Origin of the sequence: Actinoplanes sp. NPDC024001 (assembly GCF_040638955.1) — a bacterium.
Lineage (GTDB): Bacteria > Actinomycetota > Actinomycetes > Mycobacteriales > Micromonosporaceae > Actinoplanes.
The window spans coordinates 53,201-77,187 of the sequence record NZ_JBEZZB010000019.1; the positions used below are offsets into that span (position 1 = coordinate 53,201).

General features: G+C 71.1%; 27 protein-coding genes. 7 read left to right on the forward strand and 20 right to left on the reverse strand.

Going from position 1 to position 23,987, the window contains the following annotated elements:
- Window positions 1-388: 388 nt before the first annotated feature.
- Window positions 389-793 (forward strand): winged helix-turn-helix domain-containing protein, encoded by a 405-nt coding sequence (locus AB0F81_RS10240; RefSeq protein WP_360194041.1) that lies wholly within the window; start codon window positions 389-391, stop codon window positions 791-793.
- A 198-nt stretch (window positions 794-991) separates the two neighbouring features.
- Here AB0F81_RS10240 and AB0F81_RS10245 read toward each other — a convergent pair whose 3' ends face one another.
- Window positions 992-1,453: a pyridoxamine 5'-phosphate oxidase family protein gene (locus tag AB0F81_RS10245; protein ID WP_360194044.1), complete on the reverse strand. Its 462-nt coding sequence runs from the start codon at window positions 1,451-1,453 to the stop codon at window positions 992-994.
- Between the two features lie 97 nt (window positions 1,454-1,550).
- On the opposite strand from AB0F81_RS10245, the gene AB0F81_RS10250 reads away from it, so the two are divergent.
- Together AB0F81_RS10250 and AB0F81_RS10255 are read left to right on the forward strand one after the other, a co-directional pair.
- Window positions 1,551-2,909 carry a tyrosine-type recombinase/integrase gene (locus AB0F81_RS10250; RefSeq protein ID WP_360194047.1) on the forward strand — a complete coding sequence of 453 codons (1,359 nt, stop codon included), beginning with the start codon at window positions 1,551-1,553 and terminating at the stop codon, window positions 2,907-2,909.
- A 19-nt stretch (window positions 2,910-2,928) separates the two neighbouring features.
- Window positions 2,929-4,119: an aminotransferase class V-fold PLP-dependent enzyme gene (locus AB0F81_RS10255; RefSeq protein ID WP_360194050.1), complete on the forward strand. Its 1,191-nt coding sequence runs from the start codon at window positions 2,929-2,931 to the stop codon at window positions 4,117-4,119.
- Here the strand turns inward: AB0F81_RS10255 and AB0F81_RS10260 are convergent.
- From AB0F81_RS10260 to proS, 13 genes are all read right to left on the reverse strand, one after another.
- The gene (locus AB0F81_RS10260; protein WP_360194053.1) at window positions 4,097-4,579 is read right to left on the reverse strand and encodes a M23 family metallopeptidase; all 483 of its coding nucleotides are present in this window, start codon (window positions 4,577-4,579) and stop codon (window positions 4,097-4,099) included. The two genes, AB0F81_RS10255 and AB0F81_RS10260, sit on opposite strands and share 23 nt — an antisense overlap.
- A 73-nt stretch (window positions 4,580-4,652) precedes the next feature.
- On the reverse strand, window positions 4,653-4,976 hold the full coding sequence (locus AB0F81_RS10265; protein ID WP_014447123.1) for a DUF2469 domain-containing protein: 324 nt from the start codon (window positions 4,974-4,976) through the stop codon (window positions 4,653-4,655).
- On the reverse strand, window positions 4,973-5,815 hold the full coding sequence (locus tag AB0F81_RS10270; RefSeq protein ID WP_360194057.1) for a ribonuclease HII: 843 nt from the start codon (window positions 5,813-5,815) through the stop codon (window positions 4,973-4,975). The genes AB0F81_RS10265 and AB0F81_RS10270 overlap by 4 nt, the downstream gene beginning before the upstream one ends.
- Entirely contained in the window at window positions 5,815-6,282 is a 468-nt protein-coding gene (locus tag AB0F81_RS10275; RefSeq protein WP_360194059.1) for an NUDIX domain-containing protein, read from the reverse strand. Before AB0F81_RS10275 ends, AB0F81_RS10270 begins: the two co-directional genes overlap by 1 nt.
- 41 nt (window positions 6,283-6,323) lie before the next feature.
- Complete coding sequence (lepB, locus tag AB0F81_RS10280) at window positions 6,324-6,986, reverse strand: signal peptidase I (RefSeq protein ID WP_360194061.1); 663 nt, start codon at window positions 6,984-6,986, stop codon at window positions 6,324-6,326.
- A complete protein-coding gene (gene lepB / locus AB0F81_RS10285; protein WP_360194064.1) occupies window positions 6,983-7,879 on the reverse strand; it encodes a signal peptidase I in 897 nt (298 codons plus the stop codon). The genes lepB (AB0F81_RS10280) and lepB (AB0F81_RS10285) overlap by 4 nt, the downstream gene beginning before the upstream one ends.
- Before the next feature lie 164 nt (window positions 7,880-8,043).
- Window positions 8,044-8,400 (reverse strand): 50S ribosomal protein L19, encoded by a 357-nt coding sequence (rplS, locus tag AB0F81_RS10290; protein ID WP_328461508.1) that lies wholly within the window; start codon window positions 8,398-8,400, stop codon window positions 8,044-8,046.
- Window positions 8,401-8,522: 122 nt separating this feature from the next.
- A complete protein-coding gene (gene trmD / locus AB0F81_RS10295; protein WP_360194068.1) occupies window positions 8,523-9,287 on the reverse strand; it encodes a tRNA (guanosine(37)-N1)-methyltransferase TrmD in 765 nt (254 codons plus the stop codon).
- A complete protein-coding gene (rimM, locus tag AB0F81_RS10300; protein ID WP_360194141.1) occupies window positions 9,284-9,844 on the reverse strand; it encodes a ribosome maturation factor RimM in 561 nt (186 codons plus the stop codon). Before rimM ends, trmD begins: the two co-directional genes overlap by 4 nt.
- A 6-nt stretch (window positions 9,845-9,850) precedes the next feature.
- Window positions 9,851-10,108 (reverse strand): RNA-binding protein, encoded by a 258-nt coding sequence (locus AB0F81_RS10305; protein ID WP_014447131.1) that lies wholly within the window; start codon window positions 10,106-10,108, stop codon window positions 9,851-9,853.
- A complete protein-coding gene (gene rpsP, locus AB0F81_RS10310) occupies window positions 10,086-10,601 on the reverse strand; it encodes a 30S ribosomal protein S16 (RefSeq protein ID WP_360194073.1) in 516 nt (171 codons plus the stop codon). The genes AB0F81_RS10305 and rpsP overlap by 23 nt, the downstream gene beginning before the upstream one ends.
- 173 nt (window positions 10,602-10,774) lie before the next feature.
- Window positions 10,775-11,422 (reverse strand): DUF402 domain-containing protein, encoded by a 648-nt coding sequence (locus AB0F81_RS10315; protein ID WP_360194076.1) that lies wholly within the window; start codon window positions 11,420-11,422, stop codon window positions 10,775-10,777.
- A gap of 2 nt (window positions 11,423-11,424) precedes the next feature.
- Window positions 11,425-12,831, reverse strand: a complete 1,407-nt coding sequence (proS, locus tag AB0F81_RS10320; RefSeq protein ID WP_360194079.1) for a proline--tRNA ligase — start codon at window positions 12,829-12,831, stop codon at window positions 11,425-11,427.
- Between the two features lie 83 nt (window positions 12,832-12,914).
- Between proS and AB0F81_RS10325 the strand changes: the two genes are divergently transcribed.
- Both AB0F81_RS10325 and AB0F81_RS10330 read left to right on the forward strand, forming a co-directional pair.
- The gene (locus AB0F81_RS10325; RefSeq protein ID WP_360194082.1) at window positions 12,915-13,409 is read left to right on the forward strand and encodes a SigE family RNA polymerase sigma factor; all 495 of its coding nucleotides are present in this window, start codon (window positions 12,915-12,917) and stop codon (window positions 13,407-13,409) included.
- Window positions 13,399-14,757, forward strand: coding sequence for a PQQ-binding-like beta-propeller repeat protein (locus AB0F81_RS10330; protein WP_360194085.1), 1,359 nt, complete (start codon window positions 13,399-13,401; stop codon window positions 14,755-14,757). The genes AB0F81_RS10325 and AB0F81_RS10330 overlap by 11 nt, the downstream gene beginning before the upstream one ends.
- Before the next feature lie 7 nt (window positions 14,758-14,764).
- Here the strand turns inward: AB0F81_RS10330 and AB0F81_RS10335 are convergent, their stop codons facing one another.
- The 3 genes from AB0F81_RS10335 to AB0F81_RS10345 form a co-directional block, all read right to left on the reverse strand.
- Window positions 14,765-15,841, reverse strand: a complete 1,077-nt coding sequence (locus AB0F81_RS10335; RefSeq protein WP_360194088.1) for an amidohydrolase family protein — start codon at window positions 15,839-15,841, stop codon at window positions 14,765-14,767.
- 81 nt (window positions 15,842-15,922) lie between these two features.
- Window positions 15,923-17,476 carry a signal recognition particle protein gene (gene ffh / locus AB0F81_RS10340; RefSeq protein ID WP_360194090.1) on the reverse strand — a complete coding sequence of 518 codons (1,554 nt, stop codon included), beginning with the start codon at window positions 17,474-17,476 and terminating at the stop codon, window positions 15,923-15,925.
- Between the two features lie 65 nt (window positions 17,477-17,541).
- A complete protein-coding gene (locus tag AB0F81_RS10345; protein WP_360194093.1) occupies window positions 17,542-17,772 on the reverse strand; it encodes a hypothetical protein in 231 nt (76 codons plus the stop codon).
- A gap of 213 nt (window positions 17,773-17,985) precedes the next feature.
- Here AB0F81_RS10345 and AB0F81_RS10350 point away from each other — a divergent pair, with 213 nt between their 5' ends.
- On the forward strand, window positions 17,986-19,773 hold the full coding sequence (locus AB0F81_RS10350; protein ID WP_360194096.1) for a stealth family protein: 1,788 nt from the start codon (window positions 17,986-17,988) through the stop codon (window positions 19,771-19,773).
- Between the two features lie 28 nt (window positions 19,774-19,801).
- Window positions 19,802-21,064: a nucleotide sugar dehydrogenase gene (locus tag AB0F81_RS10355; protein ID WP_360194099.1), complete on the forward strand. Its 1,263-nt coding sequence runs from the start codon at window positions 19,802-19,804 to the stop codon at window positions 21,062-21,064.
- On the opposite strand, the gene AB0F81_RS10360 is transcribed toward AB0F81_RS10355, so the two are convergent.
- From AB0F81_RS10360 to AB0F81_RS10370, 3 genes are read right to left on the reverse strand one after another with little or no spacing between them, the layout of a single operon-like run.
- Window positions 21,033-21,437, reverse strand: coding sequence for a GtrA family protein (locus tag AB0F81_RS10360; RefSeq protein WP_360194102.1), 405 nt, complete (start codon window positions 21,435-21,437; stop codon window positions 21,033-21,035). The genes AB0F81_RS10355 and AB0F81_RS10360 overlap by 32 nt on opposite strands.
- Window positions 21,424-22,404, reverse strand: a complete 981-nt coding sequence (locus AB0F81_RS10365; protein WP_360194105.1) for a glycosyltransferase family 2 protein — start codon at window positions 22,402-22,404, stop codon at window positions 21,424-21,426. The genes AB0F81_RS10360 and AB0F81_RS10365 overlap by 14 nt, the downstream gene beginning before the upstream one ends.
- Window positions 22,401-23,981 carry a hypothetical protein gene (locus AB0F81_RS10370; protein ID WP_360194108.1) on the reverse strand — a complete coding sequence of 527 codons (1,581 nt, stop codon included), beginning with the start codon at window positions 23,979-23,981 and terminating at the stop codon, window positions 22,401-22,403. Before AB0F81_RS10370 ends, AB0F81_RS10365 begins: the two co-directional genes overlap by 4 nt.
- Between the last annotated feature and the right edge of the window lie 6 nt (window positions 23,982-23,987).

A 23,987-nucleotide genomic window follows, 5' to 3' on the forward strand; every position in this document is an offset into this window, starting at 1 on the left:
GCTCTGGACGACCTGACCACTGAAGGTGAGCCGCCACCCAACCTTTACGACCGCTTCCTGGCTTGGACCCGACACGGATCACGTGCACCCTGACGCGACCATGCCGCTGTCATCCGCAGCGCGAGCACGCCTCCCCAGCGCGTCTCGCGGCATGTTTCGCGACACCGCGGTCCGGTCACCCGACGCCGAGGACCATCCGTGCACGGCCACAGGTAGAAACGGGCGACGGCCCCGCTTTGGCCCGGCACACTGGCCGACCTCGACGAAAACCGCCGCCCGCCCTGCCGCCCGATCAAGCTCGGCCTTCTCAGTGCGGCATGCCTATTGTAGTAACGTAGGCATGTAGGGACAACATGATGGAGCATCATGGGCACGTAAAATGGTCACCATGATCGATCACTCTGCTGACCGCGCGGTCTTTCGTCAGTTGGCTGACCTGCTGCGTCAGCGGATCGAGTCTGGCGAGTTGGGGCCGGGCGATGCACTGCCCAGTGAGCTGCGCCTCGTGGAGGACTACGGGATCAGCCGCACCACGGTTCGTCAGGCCATCGGCCAGCTGCGCTCCGAAGGGCTGGTCACTGTGGATCGGCCGCGGGGGACGTTCGTGCGCGTCCCTGAGCCGGTCGAGCTGATCACGTTGGCCCGCGGTGCGCGGGTCGGTGCGCGCATGCCGACCGACAACGAGCGACGAAAGTATCGCCTGGGTGAGGGCGTTCCGATGCTCGTCGTCACGGCACACGATGGCACCGAAACCGTTCATCCTGCCGACCGCGTTGCGCTCATTCGCCCTTGAGGCAGGCCCGTGACCAGCACCCCGGCAATCAGCACCCGACAGCCAGCGCCCGACGACCGGCATCTGCCGTCCAGCAACCAGCATTTGGCAAACGGCTGCCTGGCCTGCCCGGATCCCGTGCGGCGAGGCCGGCCAAGGGGTCGGCAACGCACTCGGCGGTGTTGATGGGAGAGGGCGAAACCTGCCGTCCAGGGCTGGTCAGGTGCGGGTGCGGCGGCGATAGCCGGTGGTGGCGTGCCAGGACTCGATCACCAGGTGGTCGGCTGGGACGCCGACGTAGGTCAGGGCGACCTCGGTGATGTCCACCCGGAAGAAGCCGGCATCGCCGTGCGGGTTGTCGGGTGGGGGTGGGATCTCGACGGCACGACCGGAGAGTTTGGCGTCGCCGGGGCCGGTCTCCGGGTGGTCCTCCGGTGGCTCGAGCGTGGGGCTGTGCATGGCCATCCGTGGGTCGCGGCGCAGATCGCGCAGTTTCACGGAGTCGGCCATCATGCCGAAGGTGAGCTCGCCGTCGGCGAACTGGGCCTCGCACGCACTGATCCGGGGTGAGCCGTCCTGCCGGAGTGTGGCGATGGTCTTGTTGGTGCCGGCGTCGAACAGGGCCCGGACGCGGGCTGCGAACTCGGGTGCGTCCTTCTCGATTTCTCCCCAACTTGCCATACCGGTGAGGCTAGACCCCGGGTATGACAGGAACGCCCAAGCGGCTCGGCGCGGGGGCTTGACGGCATGATCGCGGGCGGGGGACGGTCGGGGGACGATGCGGATCCGTGAGATGCACCAGGGGCTGCCGCCGGCACTGCGGGAGGCGGTGGACGAGTTCGGCCATCACCTGGCCGGTGTGGAGGGGCGGTCGGAGCACACCGTTCGGGCCTATGTCGGGGATGTCGTCTCGCTCCTCGACCATGCCGCGCGGGAAGGGCGGGGCACTGTCGCGGACCTCGACATCGCGGTCCTCCGCGGGTGGTTGGCGGCGCGTATGAGCGGGGGTGCCGCTCGCACCTCGCAGGCGAGACGGGCCGCGGCGGCTCGGACCTTCACCGCTTGGGCGCATCGCACGGGCCGGGCTCCGGGAGATCCGGGTGCGCAACTCGCGAGCCCGAAGGCACATCGGGCGCTTCCCACCGTCCTGCGGGCCGACCAGGCAGCGGACCTCATGGCCGCGGCCACCGGGCGCGTCGAACAGCCCGAGCCACATGGCGGCTCCGGCAGCGAGCAGCACGCAGGCGATGCACGAGGCCCGGCAACGCCATCAGGCAGCGGGAACGTTACGAACGGCCCCGGCACGCGCGCGGACGTGCGAGGCGAGCCCTGCATTCAAGAGGGCCGGCCAGGTACGTGGAAGGGCGCGGACGGCGCGGGGCGGGCCCCCTCGGTGGAATCCGAGAAGCGATCCCAAGCAGGAGCCGAGAAAGAAACCCAAGCACAAACCGAGGAAGGATCCCAGGAGCGAGCCGAGAAAGAAACCCAAGCACAAGCCGAAGAGGGATCCCAGGAGCGAGCCGAGAAAGAAACCCAAGCACAAGCCGAAGAGGGATCCCAGGAGCGAGCCGAGAAGGAGACCGGGAAAGGGGCCGAGGAGACAACCGGCAGTGAGGACAGCGCCCTGGGGAATGCGCTGGCCATCCGGGACCGCGCCGTCCTCGAGCTGCTCTACGCCACCGGCATCCGGGTGAGTGAGCTCTGCAACCTCAACCGCGCCGACGTCGACCACGCCCGCCAAGTCGTGCGTGTCTTCGGCAAGGGCGCCAAGGAGCGGGCCGTCCCCTTCGGGAACCCGGCACGGCGGGCGCTCGACGACTGGCTGCGCCTGGGCCGGCCCGAGCTGGCCGCGCGGGGCAGCCGGGACGCGCTGTTTCTCGGCGTCAAGGGGGGCCGGCTGCAGCCGACCGTCGTCCGGCGGGTCGTCGCGCGGGCGGCGCAGGCCGCTGGGCTGCCGCACACCAGCCCGCACGACCTGCGGCACTCCGCTGCGACGCACCTGCTCGACGGCGGCGCCGACCTGCGGGCGGTGCAGGAGCTGCTGGGTCACAGTTCACTGTCGAGCACGCAGATCTACACCCACGTGTCGACCGAGCGCCTGCGGGCGGCCTTCAATCAGGCGCATCCGCGGGCTTGACCCGGTTACGATCCGAGGCATGAGCGCCGACGATCCGCCACGGCCCATTCCCGGCGCCCGGCTTCTGTTCTCGCTGGATCCGGCGGTGTCATATCTCAACCACGGGGCGTTCGGCGCGCTCCCGGTCGGGGTGCAGCGCGCCCAGCAGCGGCTGCGCGACGAGATGGAGGCGAACCCGCTGCGCTTTTACGGCACCGGGCTGGTGGACCGGGTGGTCCACACCCGACGGCATCTCGCGTCCTTCCTCGGCGCCGACCCGGACGGCAGCGCCCTCGTGCCGAACACCACGGCCGGGGTGTCGCTGGTGCTGCAGTCCGTGCCGCTGGGCCCCTCGGACGAGGTGCTGATGACGGATCACGCTTACGGCGCGGTGGCGCTGGCGGTGCGCCGCCAGTGCCGGCGGACCGGGGCGAGCGCGCGGACCGTCGCGGTGCCGCTCGGCGCGCCGGCCCGGGAGGTGGTCTCGCGGATCGGTGCCGCGCTGCGTCCCGGCCGGACCCGGCTGCTCGTGGTGGACCAGCTGTCGTCGGCGACCGCGGCCCTCCTGCCGGTGCGGGAGATCGTCGCCGTCGCCCGGCGGCTGGACATCCCGGTGCTGGTGGACGCCGCACACGTGCCGGGGATGCTGCCGGTGGACGTGGGCGCGATCGGCGCCGATTTCTGGATCGGCAACCTGCACAAGTGGGCTTTCGCCCCGCGCGGCACGGCGCTGCTGCACGTCGCGCCGGCCTGGCGGCGCCGGATCGACCCGCTGGTCGTGTCGTGGGATCAGGAGCTGGGTTTCCCGCGGTCGGTCGAGTTCCAGGGCACGATCGATTACACCCCGTGGCTGGCCGCTCCGGCGGGCGTCTTCACGTTGCGCACGCTCGGGTGGGACGTCGTCCGGGAGCACAACGCGGCGCTCGCCGCCTACGGTCAACGGGTTGTGGGTGAGGCTCTCGGCCTCGCGCCCGCTGACCTGCCGGACCCGGGCGGACCCGGGGTCTCGATGCGGGTGGTGCCGCTGCCGGCCGGCCTGGCCACCACGGTGCCGGAGGCGCAGGCGCTGCGGCAGCACATCTCCGACAAGCTGGCCGTGGAGACGTCGGTGAACGCCTGGGGCGGGCGTGGGCTGCTGCGGTTGAGCGCCCAGGTCTACAACCGGGCGGAGGACTATCACCACCTGGCCGAGCATCTACCGGCCCTGCTCAGCGAGTTTCAGAAGCGGTGAGCGGCAGGAGCCGGACCCGGCCCAGCCCGAGCAGGGCGAGCGGGTCGAGATAGGTCTCGCCGCGGCGCAGGCCCCAGTGCAGGCAGGCGCTGCGCGGGCAGCCGGGGTGGCCGGCGGCGAGGGTGCCGAGCGGTGCGCCGGCGGCGACCCGGTCGCCTTCGGCAACCTCGGCGGTCACCGGCTCGTAGGTGGTGCGCAGACCACTGGGGTGGGCCACGCTGACGACGCCGCGGCCGGCGAGGACGCGGGCGTAGACCACGAGCCCGGCACCGGCCGCCCGCACGGGCGCGCCAGGGGTGGCCACGAGGTCGACGCCGCGGTGACCGGCCAGCCAGGGCTCAGGGGGCGGCGCGAAGCGGCGCACCACCTGCGGTGGCAGGACCGGCCACCGATATGCCGGGGCCGGGACGGGCGGGGCGATCAGGAACAGCGCGGACAGCAGCGGAAGAACCGGAGGCATGCGCGCCAGCCTGCCCGCCCGGCGATCAGTCCGCGACCGGCCCTGTGGACAGCCGCGGATTGTGGATAACTCGTCAGCCGCCGAAGCCGGCGTCATCCGGCAGAGAGATGTCCGGTTTCTCCAGCTCTTCGACGTTCACGTCCTTGAACGTCATCACCCGCACGTTCTTCACGAACCGAGCCGGACGGTACATGTCCCAGACCCAGGCGTCGTGCATCTCGACCTCGAAGTAGACCTCGCCGTCAGAGTTGCGCACGTGCAGATCGACCTGGTTGGCCAGGTAGAACCGGCGCTCGGTCTCCACCACGTAGGAGAACTGGCGGACGATGTCGCGGTACTCCCGGTAGAGCTGGAGCTCCATCTCGGTCTCGTACTTCTCGAGATCCTCAGCGCTCATCGTGTCTCGCCCTCCATGGCCTCATCTTCCCCCACCGACGGCGACGGCTGAGGCTGCTCGCCCGACGCCACGCCGACGGTACCCTCAGCCGTCTCCGGAAGCAGCAGCGGCTCCGTAACGGAAACGTCGAACAACGCCGGCGTGATCGCCGCCGGGTCCGCCGGGCGGCGTGCCCGCGGCGGCCGGTTGCCGCGGCCCGAGGCCGCCGCGACATTCACGTACGAAAAGCGGTGCTCGGCGCACGGACCGTGGCGCAGCAGCGCGGCGCTGTGGTCGTCGGTGATGTAGCCCTTGTGCACGGCGAAGCCGTAGTTCGGGAACTTCTCGTCCAGCTCCACCATGAGCCGGTCCCGGGTGACCTTGGCCAGCACGCTGGCTGCCGCGACGCAGGCCGCGACCCGGTCGCCTTTCCAGACCGCCAGACCGGGCACCCCGAGCCCGTCGACCGGGAAACCGTCGGTCAACACGTACTCCGGGGGTGTGTCGAGCGAGGCGAGCGCGCGGCGCATCGCCGCGAGGTTGCAGACGTGCAGGCCGCGCGCGTCGACCTCGGTCGGCGGGATGATCATCACGGACCAGGCCAGGGCGCGCTCGACGACCTGGTCGTAGACCCGCTCGCGGGCCGCCGCGGTGAGCAGCTTGGAGTCGGCCAGCCCGGGGATCTCGCCGCGCTTGCCCTCGGGCAGGATCGCGGCGGCTGCCACCAGCGGCCCGGCGCAGGCGCCACGGCCGGCCTCGTCGGCGCCGGCCACGTGCCGGAAGCCCCGGCGCTGCAGCGCCTGCTCCAGCGCGTAGAGGCCGGCTTCCCGGCGGACCACGGTGCGGGGCGGGGCCAGCATCAGAGATCCTTCTCGGGTACGGCGGTGCACCGGCGCAGCAGCTCGGCCAGGTCGAGCGGGAAGATCTCCTCGGTGCTCGCCTCGATCTCGGCGGCCGACCACCACCGGTGCTCCGTTATGGTCAGTTTCTCCTCGGCGTCCATGCCGGCCGTGTCGACCTGCCAGTCGGCTACCCGGAGCAGGTAGAAATCCTGCTCCTGGCGGTAGTCACGGCCGTCGTAGGAGAACTCGGTGGTCTCGTGCCAGACCGGCTCGCCCAGGTCGCCCGGCGAGACCCGCAGCCCGGTCTCCTCGAACAGCTCACGAGCCGCCGCCTCGGCCACGGTCTCGCCGTCGGCGAGGCCGCCGCCGGCGGTGAACCACCACCGCTGCTCGGGCCGGGCCGGATCGCCGCCGTGCAGCAGCAGAACCCGGCCCGCGAGATCGACGAGGAGGACGCGGCCGGCGCGCCGGTCAATCACGGTCACGAACAAAGCCTATTGCGCTCGTGGAGGCCCCGGCGACCCGGCTACTTACCGGCGGCGTCGGGAATCGCGTCGTACTCCTTCGGGGCGGAGAGCCAGGAGGCCCGGCTGGCCGGCCAGAAGATGGTGAACGCGCGCCCGACCACCGAGTCGACCGGCACCGTGGCGTCCTGGATCTTGCCGGCCTCGTCGGTGGCCGTGCTCTGCTCGTAGTGCTCGAGGGAGTCGCCGGAGGCCTCCCGGTGGTCGCCCATCACCCAGAGGCGGCCGGACGGCACGGTGATGTTGAACTCCTGGTCGGCGACCTGGTTCCGGGTGCCGTCGGCCTCGGTGTAGATATACGGCTCGTCGAGCGAGACGCCGTTGATCTGCAGGCGCTGCTGCGGGTCGCAGCAGACGATATTGTCACCGGGGGTGCCGATGACCCGCTTGATGAAGTCCTCACCCTCGGCGCCGGACTGCCAGTCGCTGGGCGCCTTGAAGACGATGATCTCGCCGCGGCGCGGGTCGCGGAAGTCGTAGACGAGCTTGTTGACGAGCACCCGGTCCCACACGTTGAGGGTGTGCTCCATCGACGGGGACGGGATGTAGAACGTCTGGAGCACGAAGGCGCGAACCAGCACGGCGACCAGAATCGCCACACCCAGCAGAATGGGGAGCTCTCGCCAGAAGGAGCCCCTGCGCTTTTCGGTCTGCTCGTCAATCACGCTCGGAGCCTACGTCGTCGAGTCACGAACGACATGCCGGAACGCGCGGATAAGACAACACCGATCAGAAGCGGCAGCACGTCCGCGGCGATGATCGGAGTGGCTTTGGGCTGCGGATCCGGCCTCGCCGGGGCGGCGGTCGGCTGGTCCTCGGCGAATTTCTTCCACACGTCCGGAACACTCAGACTGTTGAATCGGTCACTCGGCCAGACCACCACGAAGGCCCGCCCGATGATGTTCTCGATCGGCACCGGACCCTGGCAGCGGGCGTCCTGGGAGACCGAGCGGTGGTCGCCCATCACGAACATCTGACCGGGCGGCACGGTGACCTCGGCGAACCGGCGGCTGGTGCACTGGCCGGGGATCGGCGGCTGGGAGAGGTCGGAGTTGAAACCCTCCGCGATGTACTCCTCGTCGATGCCGACCCCGTTGACCGTGATCCGGCCCTGCTCGTCGCAGCAGGCGACCTTGTCACCCGGAAGGCCGATCACCCGTTTGATGAAGTCGCGCTCGCCCGGGCGGCTGACGCCGACCAGGTCGCCGATGGTCCGGCCGAGTTTCGCCAGGAAGGTGTTGCTGACCGCTTCGGTCACCTCGGGCGCCCAGTCGTCGGTGCCGCGGAAGACCACGATCTCGCCCCGCAACGGGTCGCGCATGTCGTAGACGACCTTGTTGACCAGGACCCGGTCCTTGATCTCCAGGGTGCTCTGCATCGACCCGGAGGGGATGTAGAAGGCCTGGACCAGGAAGGTGCGGATCAGGACCGCCAGGCAGAAGGCGACCACGAGCAGCAGCGGAAGCTCCTGCCAGAGTGGCATCTCCTTGCGCCGGATGACGGATCGACGCCGTCGGGCCGCCGGCCCATAGCCTTCCATCGGTTCCACGCTTCGCATCTCCCGCCGTCCGCCGGCCGAACCGCCCCCGGATACAGCACTACCGCCCGAGTTTCCCGGCTAGGGGAAGTTACGGGCGGTAGGACTGGAATGGTTCACCAGAACCGTCCGGCACAGGCGCAAGCGTAGTTCGCCCGCGCCCGTTCCGGCTGCATCGGTGTCGATCAGACGGTCTGCTTCTCCCGCAGCTCCTTGATCTTGGCCTTCTTGCCGCGGAGCTCGCGCAGGTAGTAGAGCTTGGCGCGACGCACGTCACCGCGGGTGACGACCTCGATCCGGTCGATCGCCGGGCTGTTGATCGGGTAGGTCCGCTCGACGCCGACGCCGAAGCTGATCTTCCGAACCTTGAAGGTCTCCCGCAGGCCGGCGCCCTGGCGGGCGATCACGACGCCCTGGAAGACCTGGACACGAGACCGGTTACCTTCGACGACCCGGCCGTGCACCTTGATCGTGTCACCGGCGCGGAAGCTGGGAATGTCGGTGCGCTGCGACTGGGCGTCGAGAGCGTCCAGCGTGTTCATCGCTGCATCCTCGTCGTACTAGGCGCACCGGGAGTCGGTGCGCGGATGGGTGATTCTGATCTTCCGCCACTCCTGAAGATCCTCGTCCCACCCCACGGCGCGGGATGGAGACGGCAACCTCCCTACTCTGCCACACGCGGAGGCGGGATCTGAAATCCGGCCTCGGTGAGCGCCGCCCGGTCCTTCTTGTCCAGGTTCTCGGGCGGGTAGGAGGCGTACATGTCGGGGCGCCGGGACGCGGTGCGCAGCAGGCTCTGCTCGCGGCGCCAGCGGGCGATCCGGCCGTGGTCCCCCGAGCGCAGCACGTCGGGCACGTCACGGCCGCGCCAGGAGGCGGGCTTGGTGTAGACCGGGGCCTCCAGCAGGCCGGCGGCGTGCGACTCCTCGGTGAGCGAGTCGGCGTTGCCGAGCACGCCGGGCAGCAGCCGGGTGATCGCCTCCATGATCACGATCACCGCGACCTCGCCGCCGAAGAGCACGTAGTCGCCGAGGGAGACCTCACGAACCGGCATCCGGTCGGCGGCGTCGTCGATCACCCGCTGGTCGATGCCCTCGTAGCGGCCGCAGGCGAAGACCAGGTGGTCCAGCCCGGCCAGCTCGTACGCGTCCGCCTGGCTGAACGGCTTGCCGACCGGCGACGGGATCACCAGCGTCGACGAGGGACCGGCCACCGCGTCCAGCGCCTCGCCCCACGGCTCGGGACGCATCACCATGCCCGGCCCGCCGCCGTAGGGACTGTCGTCCACCGTCCGGTGCACGTCATAGGTCCAGGTGCGCAGATCGTGCACGGTCAGATCGAGGGTCCCGGTGGTCCGCGCCTTGCCGACCAGCGAGAGGTCGAGCGGCGCGAAGTACTCCGGGAAGATCGAGATGATGTCGACCTTCACAGATCGAGGAGGCCTTCCGGGAGGTCGACGACGACGCGGCCGCCGGCGAGGTCCACGGTCGGCACCATCGCGGTGACGAACGGGATCAGAGCCGTCCCGCCGCCGGACTTCGCGAGCACGATCAGATCCGAGGCCGGCGCGTGCTCGATGCGCTGCACGGTGCCCAGCGAAGAGCCGTCGACGGACTCCACCCGCAGCCCGATGAGCTGGTGGTCGTGGAACTCCTCGGGATCCTCCGGGGGCGCCAGATCGGCGCTGTCCACCTGGAGGTAGACGCCGCGCATCGCCTCGGCGACGTTGCGGTCGTGGATGCCCTCGAACTGGGCGATGCCGCGGCCCTGATGCCAGCGGATCGACTCGAGAACGAGTTGTTCCGGAACTTCGAAAGGAACCCCGGGCGCAGCCGCCGGGCCGGTGCTCACCCGGCGGTCCCGGGGGACCTCCGTGATGAACACCGACCCGGTCGTGAAGCGTTCCTCGGGCTCGTCGGTCCGCACGACCACCGAGACCTCGCCCCGGATGCCGTGCGGTTTACCGATCTGGCCGACGACGAGCAGCATCGATCAGTACGCGTCGACGATGTCTACGCGGATGCCACGTCCGCCGATCGAGCCGATCACCTGACGCAGGGCCTTGGCCGTACGCCCGCCACGCCCGATGACCGTTCCCAGGTCCTCCGGGTGCACGCGGACCTCGAGCCGCTTGCCGCGGCGCGAGTCGACCAGCCGGACCCGGACGTCGTCCGGGTTGTCGACGATGCCCTTGACGAGGTGCTCCAGCGCGGGCCGGAGCGCCCCGTCAGCTCGCGTCGGCGCCGGCACCGGCCGGGTCCTGTGCAGTCTCGGCGACGGCCTCGCGGTTCGGCTCGGCCGGGTCGACGGCCTTGGTCTGCTCCGGCTTGGCCTCGGCGGCCTCCGGCGCAGCGGCCTTCTTGCTCGACTTCGGCGCGGTAGCCGGCTTGGTGTCGGCGAGACCCGCGGCGGCCTTGGCCTCCGCCTCGTACACCTCGGTCTTGCTCTGCTTGCTCGGCGCGACCAGCAGCGGCGCCGGAGCCGGCAGGCCCTTGAACTTCTGCCAGTCGCCGGTCTTCTCCAGGATCCGCTGCACGGGCTCGCTCGGCTGCGCGCCGACGCCGAGCCAGTACTGAATGCGGTCGGACTTGACCTCGATCACCGAGGGGTGTTCCTTCGGCTGGTAGATGCCGACGTACTCGATGGCACGGCCGTCACGCTTGGTGCGCGAGTCGGCAATGACGATGCGGTACTGCGGGTTGCGGATCTTGCCCATCCGCAGAAGCCGGATCTTAACGGCCACGGTGTATTCGCTCCTGATGACTGCGTGGGTTGAGCCGACCGGAACCCACGTGGGGATGCGGGACCGATGCCTCGTGGACTGGCGTCGCGATCAGGGGTTAGAGGGCGCCTGACGCATGCCGGATACCAACAAGCCATTCTGCCAGACGAGCGGCCGCGAAGCCCAACCGGGGCTCAACGTGCCCCGGGACGGTCCCAGCCGGCCGGCACCTCGGCCGGAACCGGCCACGACGGGTCGGGCCGGAAGTCGGTCCAGGTCCCGTCGAAGGGGAAGTCGCCGGCCTCAATCTTCTTGATCACCCGCCGGCCCTCCGCCCAGACCTCGTCCGGGGAGGGCACCCAGTAGTGCTCGGGCAGGGCGAGCCGCTCGGCGAACTCGTCCTCGTCCTTCCACCGCCACGAGCGGTCCGGCATGACCTCGATGTCGAGGTCCTGGTCGACCACGTCGACGCCGGCCAGGGCACCGTCGTCCCAGCGGACGGCGTGCTCCTCCAGGTTGACGTACCAGTTCTTGAAGGCGCCGTCCGCGGTGCGGAAGAACCACACCGAGTGCTCACCCTCGACCGGGATGAGCTTCAGGATGCCGGGGCCGGACCAGGTGGCCGGGGCGAGACGGTACTCCAGGGTCACCCACTCGGCGAACGGCATGTTCCGCACGCCCCGCCCGTCGACCGCCACCTCGATGATCATCGGCGTGTGCGGGGCCAGCCAGAGCAGCAGGCCGCGCTCGTCGTCGGAGACCACCCGGCAGGGCCGGACGTTGACCAGCCGGCCCGCCGAGAAATTGCGATAGACGACGAGCCGGCCCGGATCAAAACCCACGGTCAGTAGGAACGGCCGAGGTACGCCACCAGGTCCGGTTCCTCGTCCGACTCGGGCATCGTCCCGTCCTGACGGGTCAGGCAGCGGACCGTGACGGCCTTGCCGTTCGCCTCCTTCTCACCGGCCTCGCCGACCGCCGACCACGGCACCCGGGCCCAGCCGGTCTGGGACGCCTCGATCGCCTCACCGAGCGTCTTCACGTCGACCGTGCGCTCCTCGCGGAAGGCCAGCGCGTCGTCGTAGAGCCGCTGCTGGTCGGCCTTCAACGCGGCGACCACCGCGTTCGCGACCTCGGCCAGGGCGGTCGGCGACTTGCTGCCGTCGATCCGGCGGGCGACCACGGCGTTGCCGTTGGCCAGGTCCCGCGGGCCGACCTCGACGCGGATCGGGATGCCCTGCAGTTCCGCGTCGACGGCACGGCGGCCGAAGGGGATGTCGGCACGGTCGTCGAGCTTCACCCGTACGCCGGCGGTCTTGAGGTCGTCGCGCAGCTTGGCCGCTGCCTCCGCGACGCCCTCGCCTGCCTTGACCACCATGATCTGGACCTGGATCGGCGCGAGGCGCGGCGGAAGCCGCAGCCCGTTGTCGTCGCCGTGCACCATGATCAGACCGCCGAGCATGCGGGTGGACGTGCCCCAGGAGGTGGTCCAGGCGTGCTCGACGGTGCGCTCGGCCGACGAGTAGGTGATGTCGAAGGCCTTCGCGAAGTTCTGGCCCAGCTCGTGCGAGGTGCCCATCTGCAGCGCCTTGCCGTCGCCCATCATGGCCTCGACGGTCATCGTGTTGGTGGCGCCGGCGAACCGCTCACCCTTGGTCTTGCGGCCGGGCACGACCGGGATGGCCAGCAGGTCGGTCATGAACGCCTCGTAGACGTTCTTGTGGATGTCGCGGGCGTGCTCGCGGGCGTCCGCCTCGGTGGCGTGCGCGGTGTGCCCCTCCTGCCAGAGGAACTCGGTGGTGCGCAGGAAGGTCCGCGGGCGCAGCTCCCACCGGACCACGTTGGCCCACTGGTTGAGCAGCAGGGGCAGGTCACGGTACGAGTCGACCCACTTGGCCATGAACTCGCCGATCACCGTCTCACTGGTGGGACGGACGACGAGCGGCTCGACGAGCTCCTTGCCGCCGGCGTGGGTGACCACGGCCAGCTCCGGCGAGAAGCCCTCCACGTGGTCGGCCTCGCGGCGCAGGTAGTTCTCCGGGATGAAGAGCGGGAAGTAGGCGTTCTGAACGCCCTGCTCCTTGATCCGGGCGTCCATGTCGGCCTGCATGCGCTCCCAGATCGCGTAGCCGACCGGCCGGATCACCATGGTGCCGCGCACCGGGCCGTTGTCGGCGAGCTGCGCCTTGGCGATCAGGTCCTGGTACCAGCGGGGAAAGTCCTCCGCACGGGGAGTGAGCACGCGAGCCATGAGGAAGCATCCTAGTCTCGGCCGGCCTGCAACCCGCCGGGTGGGCGTCCCGTGTCCCTCAACGGAGACGAACGGGGTGATGGATGGACTTCGACGGGTTCTACCGGGACACCTCCCGGCGGCTGATGCGGTACGCGTACGGGCTCACCGGCGACCCCGGCGAAGCCCAGGACCTGGTGCAGGAGGCCTACGCCCGGGCCTGGCAGCGATGGCGGCGGGTGTCCGGCTACGAGGATCCCGAGGCCTGGCTGCGGCTGGTGGTGAACCGGCTCTCCACGGACCGGTGGCGCCGGCTGTTCGTGCGGCGGGACCGCGCCGCGGCCGAGCCGCCCCTCCCGCCGGTCGCGCCGCCGTCGGAGAACACCGTGCTGCTGGTGCGGGCCATGCGGACGTTGCCGGCCGCACACCGCAACGCGCTGGCCCTGCACTACCTCCTCGACCGCTCGGTCGCCGACATCGCCGCGGAGACCGGCGCCTCGATCGGCACCGTCAAGTCGTGGCTGTCGCGGGGCCGGGTCGGCCTGGCGACCGCGCTCGAACCCGCTCTGCTGCCGGAGGGAACGTCCGATGCCCACTGATCTCGACGAACTCTTCCAAGGGCTGGGCCGCCAGGCCGACGCGATCCCGATCGCGCCGCCGGAAGCAGCCCGGCTGCGTGGGCGGCAGCGCCGGCGGAACCGGGCCGTGATCGCCGCGGCCGTCGCGGTGTGCCTCGTGGCGGCCGGCGTCTCCGGGCTGCTGAACCGCCCCGGCCGGCAGCCGGATTCGACGGTCGCGCCGTCCGGACCGGGCCTGTCGGCCGTCGGCTCGCCGATCTCCCTCGGCAACCCGGTCACGGTCGACTACTCGGTGACCGCCGGCGGACGGGTCTTCACCCTCTGGCAGGCCGCCGACGGAACCGTCAACCTGCTCGCGGCCGACCTGCGGACCGGCGCGCAGGCCTGGAAGACGCAGCGCCCGGCGAAGCCGGACGCGTTCATGCACCTCTACGCCATGAGCCAGGGAATCGCGCTGCTCGCCGAAGGCCGGATCTCCGTCTACGACCCCGCGGACGGCCGGCTGCGATGGGAGATGCCCTACTCCGAGGCCGACGGTCTCACCGTGCAGACCCGAGCGGTGGTGCGATGGTCCGCGCAGACCCGGCGGATCGAGGCGTTCGGCTGGCAGGACGGCAAGCGGCTCTGGTCGCTGGAGACGGCCGGCGACAAGCTGGTCACCGTGCGATCCGGCACCGAGATCCGCCAGGAGGACCTCGCCGGCAAGCGGGTGGTCCAGGTGTCCGCGACCGGAAAGGGTCAGGTCGTGGACCTGGACAGCGGCACGGCGGGCGAGACCTTCAGCATCCCGGCCGCGGCGGCGAACGGAACGATCACCGCGTTCGAGGAATGGCTGATCAGCGAGGAGACGTGGCCGGACCGGAGCGGTTACCGGCTGCACGCCACCGATCTGCGTACCGGGGACACCCGGGTCATCGCCGAGCGGGAGAGCGGGCACACCCTCGGCCAGGCCGACCTGTGCGGCCCGAACCGGCTCTGCGTGCTGGACAAGCAGGACGCCACGACCACGGTGACCGCGATCGACCTGGCGACACGGGAGCAGGTCTGGGAGGTCCCCGGCCCGGACGGCGCCGAGGGAATCGAGGCGCACGACGGCTATCTGCTGACCGGCGGTGGCGGCGCCGGCACCCTCTACGACCGGAACGGGCAGGTGGTCTACCGGGCGCCGGACAGCGCGGTCTCCTGGCTCACCGCGGAGTCGCTGCTGCGGGTCGCGGGATCCGGCGAGGTCGAGCGGATCCGCGTCGCGAACGGCCACACCGAGCGGGTCGGCACGGTCCCGCTGCAGATCGGGGTCTGCGCGGCCGTCCCGGACCGGCTGGCCTGCCCGACCTCCGAGGGCCTGCGGATCTGGAGCCTCAGCGGATGACAGAGCCTCAGCGGATGACCCGGCCCTTCAGCACGATGCGGCTCGGCGCGCGGACCACTCGCAGGTCCGCGCGCGGGTCGGTCTCGTAGACGACCAGGTCGGCCAGGCCCCCCTCGACCAGGCCGGGGAAGCCGAGCCACTCACGCGCCCGCCAGGAGGCCGCGGCGAGGACGTCGACCGCCGGGATCCCGGCCTCGTGCAGGTAGAGCATCTCCTCGGCGGCCAGCCCGTGCCCGATGCCGCCGCCCGCGTCGGTGCCGACATAGATCGGCACCCCGGCCTCGTGGGCGGCCAGCACCACGGAGGGGAACCGGTCGCGCATGGCGATCATGTGATCCGCGTACTCGTCGAACTTGCCGCGTGCGGCATCGGCGATCCGGCCGAAGGTCCGGATGTTGATCATCGTGGGCACCAGCGCCGTGCCGCGCCGAGCCATCTCGTCGATCAGGCCGAGGGAGAGTCCGGTGCCGTGCTCCACCGAGTCCACCCCGGCCCGCACCATGATCTCCACGCCCTCCTCGGAGAACGTGTGCACCGCGGCCCGGGCGCCGGCCGCGTGCGCGGCCTCGACCGCCGCGGCCATCGTCGCCGCGTCCCAGCTCGGCGCCAGGTCACCCCGGTCCCGGTCGATCCAGTCGCCGACCAGCTTCACCCAGCCGGTGCCGGCTTTCGCCTGCGCGGTGACCGCTTTCGCGACCTCCTCGCCCATCACCTCGACGCCGATGTCGCGCAGATAGCGGCGCGGCGCGGCCACGTGCCGCCCGGCCCGGGCGAGGCGCGGCACGCCCGGTTCGTCGTCCAATTCGGGGTACGGGTACGGCGAACCGGCGTCCCGAATCGCCAGGACACCCGCGTCGCGGTCCTGTGCCGCCAGCTCACGGGCCTGATCGAGACTCTCGATCGGCTTGGCCCCGGGGGCGATGCCGAGGTGACAGTGGGCGTCCACCAGGCCCGGCAGGATCCAGCCGCCGTCGCTGATCGTCTCGGCATCGGCCACCGGTTCGAAGGTGACCCGGTCGCCGACCAGCCAGATGTCCCGGACCTCACCGTCGGGCAGGGCCGTCCCACGCACATGCAACGCCATGGAACAGTCCTACCTGATCAACCGTTCAGCCGCCCGGCCGGGCCACCGCCCGGCACACCCGAACGTCTCCGGTCAGGCGGATCAGCGGTTGTCGTCCTTCGGCTTGCTCAGCTTGTTGAAGTCGAGCTTCGGCAGCTTGAAGCCCGGCGGCATGCCGCCGCCCTGCGCGCCGCCCAGGGCGTTCGGGTCGAGGCCCGGCGGGAGCTGCGGCATGCCGCCGCCCGGGAAGCCGGCGGGCATCCGCCCGGCGGGGCGCTGCGAGCCGCCCTTCTTGCCCTTGCGCTTGTTCTTCGAGCTCTTCGTCGCGCTGCGGCGGCTGCCCGGCAGGCCCATCATGCCGGTCATCTGCTTCATCATCTTCTGCGCGTCGGCGAAGCGGTTGAGCAGCTGGTTGACGTCCATCACGGTGACGCCGGAACCGTTCGCGATGCGCAGCCGGCGCGAGGCGTTGATGATCTTCGGGTTGGTGCGCTCGCCCGGGGTCATCGAGCGGATGATCGCGGTGACCCGGTCGAAGTGGCTGTCGTCCAACTCGTCGAGCTGGCCCTTGAGCTGGTTCATCCCGGGCATCATGCCGAGGATGTTGGCGATCGGGCCCATCCGCCGGACCGCGATCAGCTGGTCCAGGAAGTCCTCCAGCGTGAACTGCTCGCCACCGAGCAGCTTGCTGGTCATCTTCTCTTTCTGGTCCTCGTCGAAGGCCTGCTCGGCCTGCTCGATGAGGGTCAGCACGTCACCCATGCCGAGGATCCGGCTGGCCATCCGGTCCGGGTGGAAGAGGTCGAAGTCCTCGAGTTTCTCACCGGTGGAGGCGAACAGGATCGGCTGGCCGGTGACCTGCCGGACGGAGAGCGCGGCGCCACCGCGGGCGTCACCGTCGAGCTTGGAGAGGACCACGCCGGTGATGCCGACGCCGTCGCGGAACGCCTCGGCGGTCTGCACCGCGTCCTGGCCGACCATCGCGTCGATGACGAAGATGACCTCGTCGGGGTTGACCGCGGCGCGGATGTCGGCGGCCTGCTGCATCATCTCGGCGTCGATGCCGAGGCGGCCGGCGGTGTCGACGATGACGATGTCCTTCGCCGTCCGCCGGGCGTGCTCGATCGAGTCGCGCGCGACCTGGACCGGGTCGCCGACGCCGTTGCCGGGCTGCGGGGCGTAGACGTCCACCCCGGCGCGGCCGGCGAGCACCTGCAGCTGGTTGACCGCGTTGGGCCGCTGGAGGTCACAGGCGACCAGCAGCGGCTGGTGACCCTGGCCCTTGAGCCAGCGGGAGAGCTTGCCGGCGAGCGTCGTCTTACCGGAACCCTGCAGACCGGCCAGCATGATGACGGTGGGCGGCTGCTTGGCGAACTGCAGCCGCCGCCCCTCGCCACCGAGGATGTTGATGAGCTCCTCGTGGACGATCTTGATGATCTGCTGCGCGGGGTTGAGGGCTTGCGAGACCTCGGCGCCGCGCGCCCGCTCCTTGAGGTTGGCGATGAACGCCTTGACCACCGGCAGCGCGACGTCCGCCTCCAGCAGCGCGAGACGGATCTCGCGCGCGGTGGCATCGATGTCGGCATCGGTGAGCCGACCCTTGCCGCGGAGCTTGGTGAAGATCCCGGACAGGCGGTCACTCAAGGTGTCAAACACGGTGTGGCTTCCTGGTGGTCGTAAGTATCGGCGTCGACCGCAAGCCTAGCCGCACCGCTCGAACCTCACTGGTTCCGCATGCGGTAGGTCTTCGCCGCCGCTTCGATGCGCCGCTGGGTGCGCGTCCCCGGGGCGATCGACTTCTTCAGTTTGCCGTAGACGTAGAGCCCGCCGCCGACCGCGATCGCGCCCACGATCAGGTAGAAGAGGAACGGCCCGATCAGCGAGCTGACGACCCAGCCCACCACGACCACCCCGGCGAGTAGTGCTACCAGATACGCCACTGCCTTGCCCATCGCGGCCTCCCGCCGTCGTCGCGTCGTCGCCGCTTTCCACCATGCCGCGCCCGCGCAAGGCCCCGCATCGGCCGTGACCCCGATCCGGCCCCCTAAGGGTGGCCGTGCCGCAAACCGCCGCAAGACGCCCCTGAAACGCGTATACCGCAGTTAAAGGGTGCAACTCCTGATATAGACCGCAACTTCCGTCTCAGCCGTGACGTTAAGGCTCCGATGGACGCGCGGCGAAAGGACGACGGCGTGACCCTGCGGCAGATCCTGCGACTGACCCCGTGGTCGGTCCGGCGACGGGTCTTCGAGGCGGTCGAGGAACGTGTCCTGCCACGGGTTGCGCCCGACCGGCGCCTGCGCATCGCCCGCACCCTGATGCCGCTCGGCCCGGCCCGGTTGCGGGACCGGACCGGCGCGACCACGCTGCGGGTCCGTACCGGGAAGCGGCCGGTGACCGCGCGGGTGGAGCCCGCGACCGGGCCGGTCGAGGTGCGCCGCCGCAACCTGGACCGGGTCGCCCAGGCTCTCGACCTGGCCGGCATCGACTGGTTCCGGGTGCCGACGCGGATCCCGGTGCGCACCGCCGTCGCCGTCCACGAGGCCGACCGGGACCGGGTCATGCGGCTGCTCCAGGATCTGGTCGCGGACGATCACGGGCTGCTGCGGCGGGTGGGCCGGGCCGGGCGACGGCGGGACACGCCCGGCGTGGTGGCCGTCTGCTGGCCGGTCACCGATCCCCGCGGCAGCATGCTGCTCGGCCCGGAGTACGCCTGCGAGGTCGAGTTCTGGCGGGAGGCGGAGGGCCGCCTGCGGGCGCCGCGCCGCAATCCGGTGACCGATTCGATCGCGGTCGACGAGCCCGCCGTGGTCGCCCCGGAGCCGGTCTTCGGCCCGTTCAGCGCCCCCGACGACGTGACCGGATACCGCACCCGCCGGGTGTTCACCGCGGTCGACCCGGACCGGATCGACTTCCCGATCGACGTGGTCTACACCTGGGTGGACGGCAGCGACCCGGCCTGGCAGCGCCGCAAGGCCCGGGCCCTGGCCGAGAACACCTGGGTCGGCGAGATCAGCGGGCAGGCCGCCAACGACTCCCGGTACGCCAGCCGCGACGAACTGCGCTACTCGCTGCGCGCCCTGCACAGTTTCGCCCCCTGGGTACGCCGGGTCTTCCTGGTCACCGACGACCAGGTGCCGGGCTGGCTGGACCTGAGTCATCCCCGGCTCACCGTGGTCAGCCACCAGGAGATCTTCGGGGACACCGGCACCCTGCCCACCTTCAACTCCCAGGCCATCGAGTCGCGGCTGCACCGGATTCCGGGGCTGGCCGAGCATTTCCTCTACCTCAACGACGACGTGATCCTCGGGCGCCCGGTCACTCCCGATCTTTTCTTCACACCGGGCGGGCTGACCAAGTTCTTCCCGTCCACGGCACGGGTGGACGCCGCGCCGCGCGGGCCCGCCGACCGGCCGGCCGACTCGGCCGCCAAGAACAACCGCCGGCTGATCGAGCAGACCTTCGGCCGGGTGCTGACCCGCAAGATGATGCACACCCCGCACCCGTCGCGGCGCAGCGTGCTGACCGAGATCGAGCAGCGTTTCGCCGACCACGTCGCGGCCACCGCGGGGCACCAGTTCCGGCACCCGGACGACATCTCGCTGCTCTCCTCGCTGCAGCAGTACTACGCGTACCTGACCGGGCGGGCGGCGCCCGGCCGGATCCAGTACCTCTACACCGACCTGGCCCAGCCGACCACGCCGTTGCGGCTGGCCCGGCTGCTGCGGCACCGCAACGTCGACGCGTTCTGCCTCAACGACGTGGACGCGGACAGTGCGGCGGTCGCCGACCAGGAGGCGCTGCTCGCCGAGTTCCTGCCGACCTACCTGCCGTTCCAGTCGCCCTTCGAGCTGCGCCGGCCCCGGCCCGGAACGACCGCCGTCCCCCGGCCGCTCACCGCTCCCCGCCAGCCTCTCCCACCCAGTGACGTGGCTCTGCCACCGGTGGCCTGACCGTTTCATCCAGCAAAGGAGTTCTGCCTTGAGCTACGACGTCGTCATCCTCGGACTCGGGTACGTCGGGCTGCCGCTGGCGCAGCAGGCGATCCGGGCCGGCATGTCGGTGCTCGGCTTCGACGTCGACGAGACCGTCGTACGGGCGCTCGGCGCCGGCCGTTCGCACGTGGACGACCTGAGCGACGCGGACGTGGACGCGATGCTGTCCGGCGGTTTCCAGCCGACCACCGACGAGACGTTGATCGCGCGGGCGCGTACCGCGGTGATCTGCGTGCCGACCCCGCTCTCCGAGGGCGACGGCCCGGATCTGCGGGCGGTCGTCGGCGCCACCTCGGCGATCGGGCGCAACCTGCGGCCGGGCATGCTGGTGGTGCTGGAGTCCACCACCTATCCGGGGACCACCGACGAGGTGGTGCGGCCCCGGCTGGAGCAGCTCTCCGGGCTGACCGCCGGAATCGACTTCCACCTGGCGTTCTCACCGGAGCGGATCGACCCGGGCAACGAGACGTTCGGCGCCCACAACACCCCGAAGGTGGTCGGCGGTTACACCCCGGCCTGCACCGACGTGGCCGAGCGGTTCTACGGCCGGTTCGTCGAGACGGTGGTGCGGACCCGGTCGACCCGGGAGGCGGAGACCGCCAAGCTGCTGGAGAACACCTACCGGCACGTCAACATCGCGCTGGTCAACGAGATGGCGCGGTTCTGCCACGAGCTCGACATCGACCTCTGGGACGTGATCCACGCGGCGTCCACCAAGCCGTTCGGGTTCCAGGCGTTCTACCCGGGGCCGGGGGTGGGCGGGCACTGCATCCCGATCGACCCGAACTACCTGAGCCACAACGTGCGCAGCAAGCTCGGTTACCCGTTCCGGTTCGTGGAGCTGGCCCAGGAGATCAACACCACGATGCCGGCGTACGTGGCCCGGCGTGCCCAGAACCTGCTCAACGCCGACGGCCAGGCGGTCCGCGGTGCGACGATTCTGCTGCTCGGGATCACGTACAAGGCGAACATCGCCGACCAGCGGGAGTCGCCCGCCGCGCCGCTGGCCCGGCATCTGGCCGCGCTCGGCGCCACGGTGGCCTACCACGACCCGCACGTGCGCACCTGGGACGTGGGCGGCGTGCCGGTGGAGCGCACCGACGACCTGGAGGGCGCGGCCGCCTCGGCCGACCTGGTCATCCTGGTGCAGAACCACCGCGAGTACGACGCCGACCACCTGGCCCGGATCTCCAAGCGCTTCTTCGACACCCGCGGCGTCACCTCGGTACGCGAGGCGCACCGCCTGTGAAGGTCCAGCGGGAGTTGAGGGCGTAGTTCAGCACCGGGATCAGCACCAGCGCGACGGCCTGTACCACCGGGTACGGGCCGTCGAGCACATCCGCGCCCAGCCAGAGGACCACCGTGTTCAGGGCCAGGGCCGCCGCGGTGACGGTGAGGAATCGCGGCCCGGCGACCGCGTGCCCGGCACCGGAACGGAACACCCAGGCGTGCTGCAGCAGGTAGGACACCACGACGCTGGCGGCGAACCCGGCGGTGGAGGCGGGCACCGGCGACAGGCGCAGCAGCCCGGTGCCGGCCAGCCCGACGCTGAAGTGGGTGAGGGCGCTCAGGCCGCCGCTGATCGCGTACCGGGCCAGGCGCGCGAGGTCAGCGCTCGGCACGCTGCTCGACGACCCACTGCTCGGGCACCGCGGACTCGGCCGGCGCGGTGACCCGCTCCTGGATCAGGTAGCGCGGCCGGCCCCGGACCTCCTCGTGGATCCGGGCCAGGTACTCCCCGATCACGCCGAGGCCGATCAGGACGAACGTGCCGGTCACCAGCAGCAGCAGGATCACCGTGGTGAAGCCAGCCACCGAGCCGCCGCTGACCCAGCGCACCAGCGTCTGCACGCCGAGCACCAGGGAGAAGAGGGCGAAGCTCAGCCCGGCCAGGGTCACCATGTGCAGCGGCGCCGAGGTGAACGAGGTCAGGCCGTTGACCGCGAGGCGGAACAGGCCGCGCAGGGTCCAGCGGGAGGCGCCGCCCTCGCGGTGGTCGATGTCCACCTCGACGGTGGCCCGGGTGAAGCCGATCCAGCTGCTGGTGCCGCGGAAGAACGACGAGTGCTCGGGCATCCGCCGCAGCGCGTCCAGAGCCGGGCGGCCGAGCAGCCGGAAGTCGGTGGCGTCGACCAGGTCCACCTTGGTGAGGCCGGTGAACGCCTTGTTGAACAGCCGGGCGCTGAGCCGGTTGCCGAGCGACTGCCCGGTCCGGTTCCGCTTCACCGCCTCCACCACCTGCGCGCCGGCCTGCCAACGCCGCACCATGGCCGGGATGGCGGCCGGCGGGTGCTGCAGGTCGGAGTCGATGACCACGACGGCGTCGCCGGTGGCGTGCTCCAGGCCGGCCAGCAGCGCGGCCTCCTTGCCGAAGTTGCGCGACAGCCGCAGCCCGTGCACCCGCGGGTCGAGCAGTGCCTGCTGGGCGATCCGGGACCAGGAGTCGTCGGTCGAGCCGTCGTCGACGAGGATCAGCTCGTAGCGGAGGGCGGCGGTGCCGAGCACCTCGCCGAGGCGGGCGACGAAGCGCTCGACGCCGGGGCCCTCGTTGTAGATCGGCGCCACCACCGAGATCAGCGGGCCGGTCACCGGATCACCTCGCAGAACGGAACTCCCGCGACGGCGCGGGCGGCGACGTTCAGCGAGTCGGTGTACCGCTGCTGCTGGAACGGTCTGCCGGTGTTGAGCCGCAGCGCCTCGCCCAGCAGCGCGCAGCGGCGAGCGTCACCGGCGGGTCCCCGTTCGAACGCGCTCATCGCGTACGCGATCCGGTTCTCCAGGTGCGACGACTGCCAGCCGGCGGACTGCTCGGCGTAGGCCCGGTTGGCCGCGGCCGAGCCGGCCGCGGCGAGCACCAGGCCGGCCAGGACGAGCCCGGCGCTGCGGCGCCCGCCGCGGGTGAGCAGCACCAGCAGCACGACGGCGAGCAGCATGCCGGCCGGCGCGGTGGTCGCCGAGTCCCGCCAGCCCTCGGTCCAGAGGGCGCCGCCGGTGAGGTTGGTGTGCACCTCCACGCTGAGCGCGGCGGGCAGTGCGCCGAAGGCGAGCAGGGCGAGGGCGGCCAGGGCCAGACCCGCGAGTGCCCGCCCGGGCGGCCGGCCGGCGGCAGGCAGATTCTTGACCGTACGGAGGGCGAGCACCGTCAGCAGCAGGAGCGCGGCGACCGGCAGGACTCCCCACAGCCAGGTCCCGGACTTGGTGGTGGCCGCCTGCCACTGCGCCGGGGGCAGCCAGGCCAGCATCCGGGCCGGCAGCACGAGCAGCCCGCGCCCGTCGATCGCCAGATCCGAGCCGTGATAGCAGCTCCCGTCCGCGCAGTAACCCCGGATGATCCACCGCACGACCGCGAACACCGGCAGGAAACCGGCCCAGAGCAGCGCGCACAGCCGTACCCCGGCCGATCCGAGCAGGCGCCGGACGTCCTGGCCGAGGACGAACCGTCCGCGGGCCAGCACCGCGACCGTGGCCAGCGGCACGGCGAAGTAGGCCGGCTCGTTGAAGACCGCGAGCCCGCCGCCCGCCGAGACCGCCAGCACGGCGTGCCACCAGCGCAGGCGTTCCAGCCGGCAGGCCGCGACCGCGACCAGCAGGACCAGGGCCGCCGTGCTCAGGTAGAGCCCGCCGAACAGGGTCGTGGTGCTGTTGCGCCCGGCGGCGACGAACCCGGCCCCGATCCCGTACGGCAGCAGCAGCGCCACCGTGGACGGCGGGGTGGCGAAGAGCCGCCCGCGGGTCAGCACGCTCTCCGCGAAGAGCACCACCGCCCCGGTCAGCAGCATCGCCGCGCCCAGCGTGACCAGGCGCAACGTGACGTTCGCCGGCAGGTGCAGCAGCTGGGTGCCGGCGAAGGCGAGCAGGTCCAGCGACTTCTCCAGCATCCGCCCGAGCGGCCGGAAGTTCCCCAGCCGCAGGTAGGTCTCCCCGGTCGCGACGGTGTGCGAGACGATCCGCCACGGTTCGTCGCGGAACATCCCGCCGTGCCAGTAGAGGTTGAACCGGTGGTCGCCGCGGGGCGCGACGGCGATCAGCGGCACCAGCACGATCAGCGGCACCAGGACGCACCGGCGCAGGACGTGTCCCCAGAGCCGCCGGCCGGCGTCCGGCGACGGTCCGGACGGCCGTTCGCGCAGCCCGGAAGCTTTGTCCGGTTGCTGAGGAAGTGTCACGGTTTC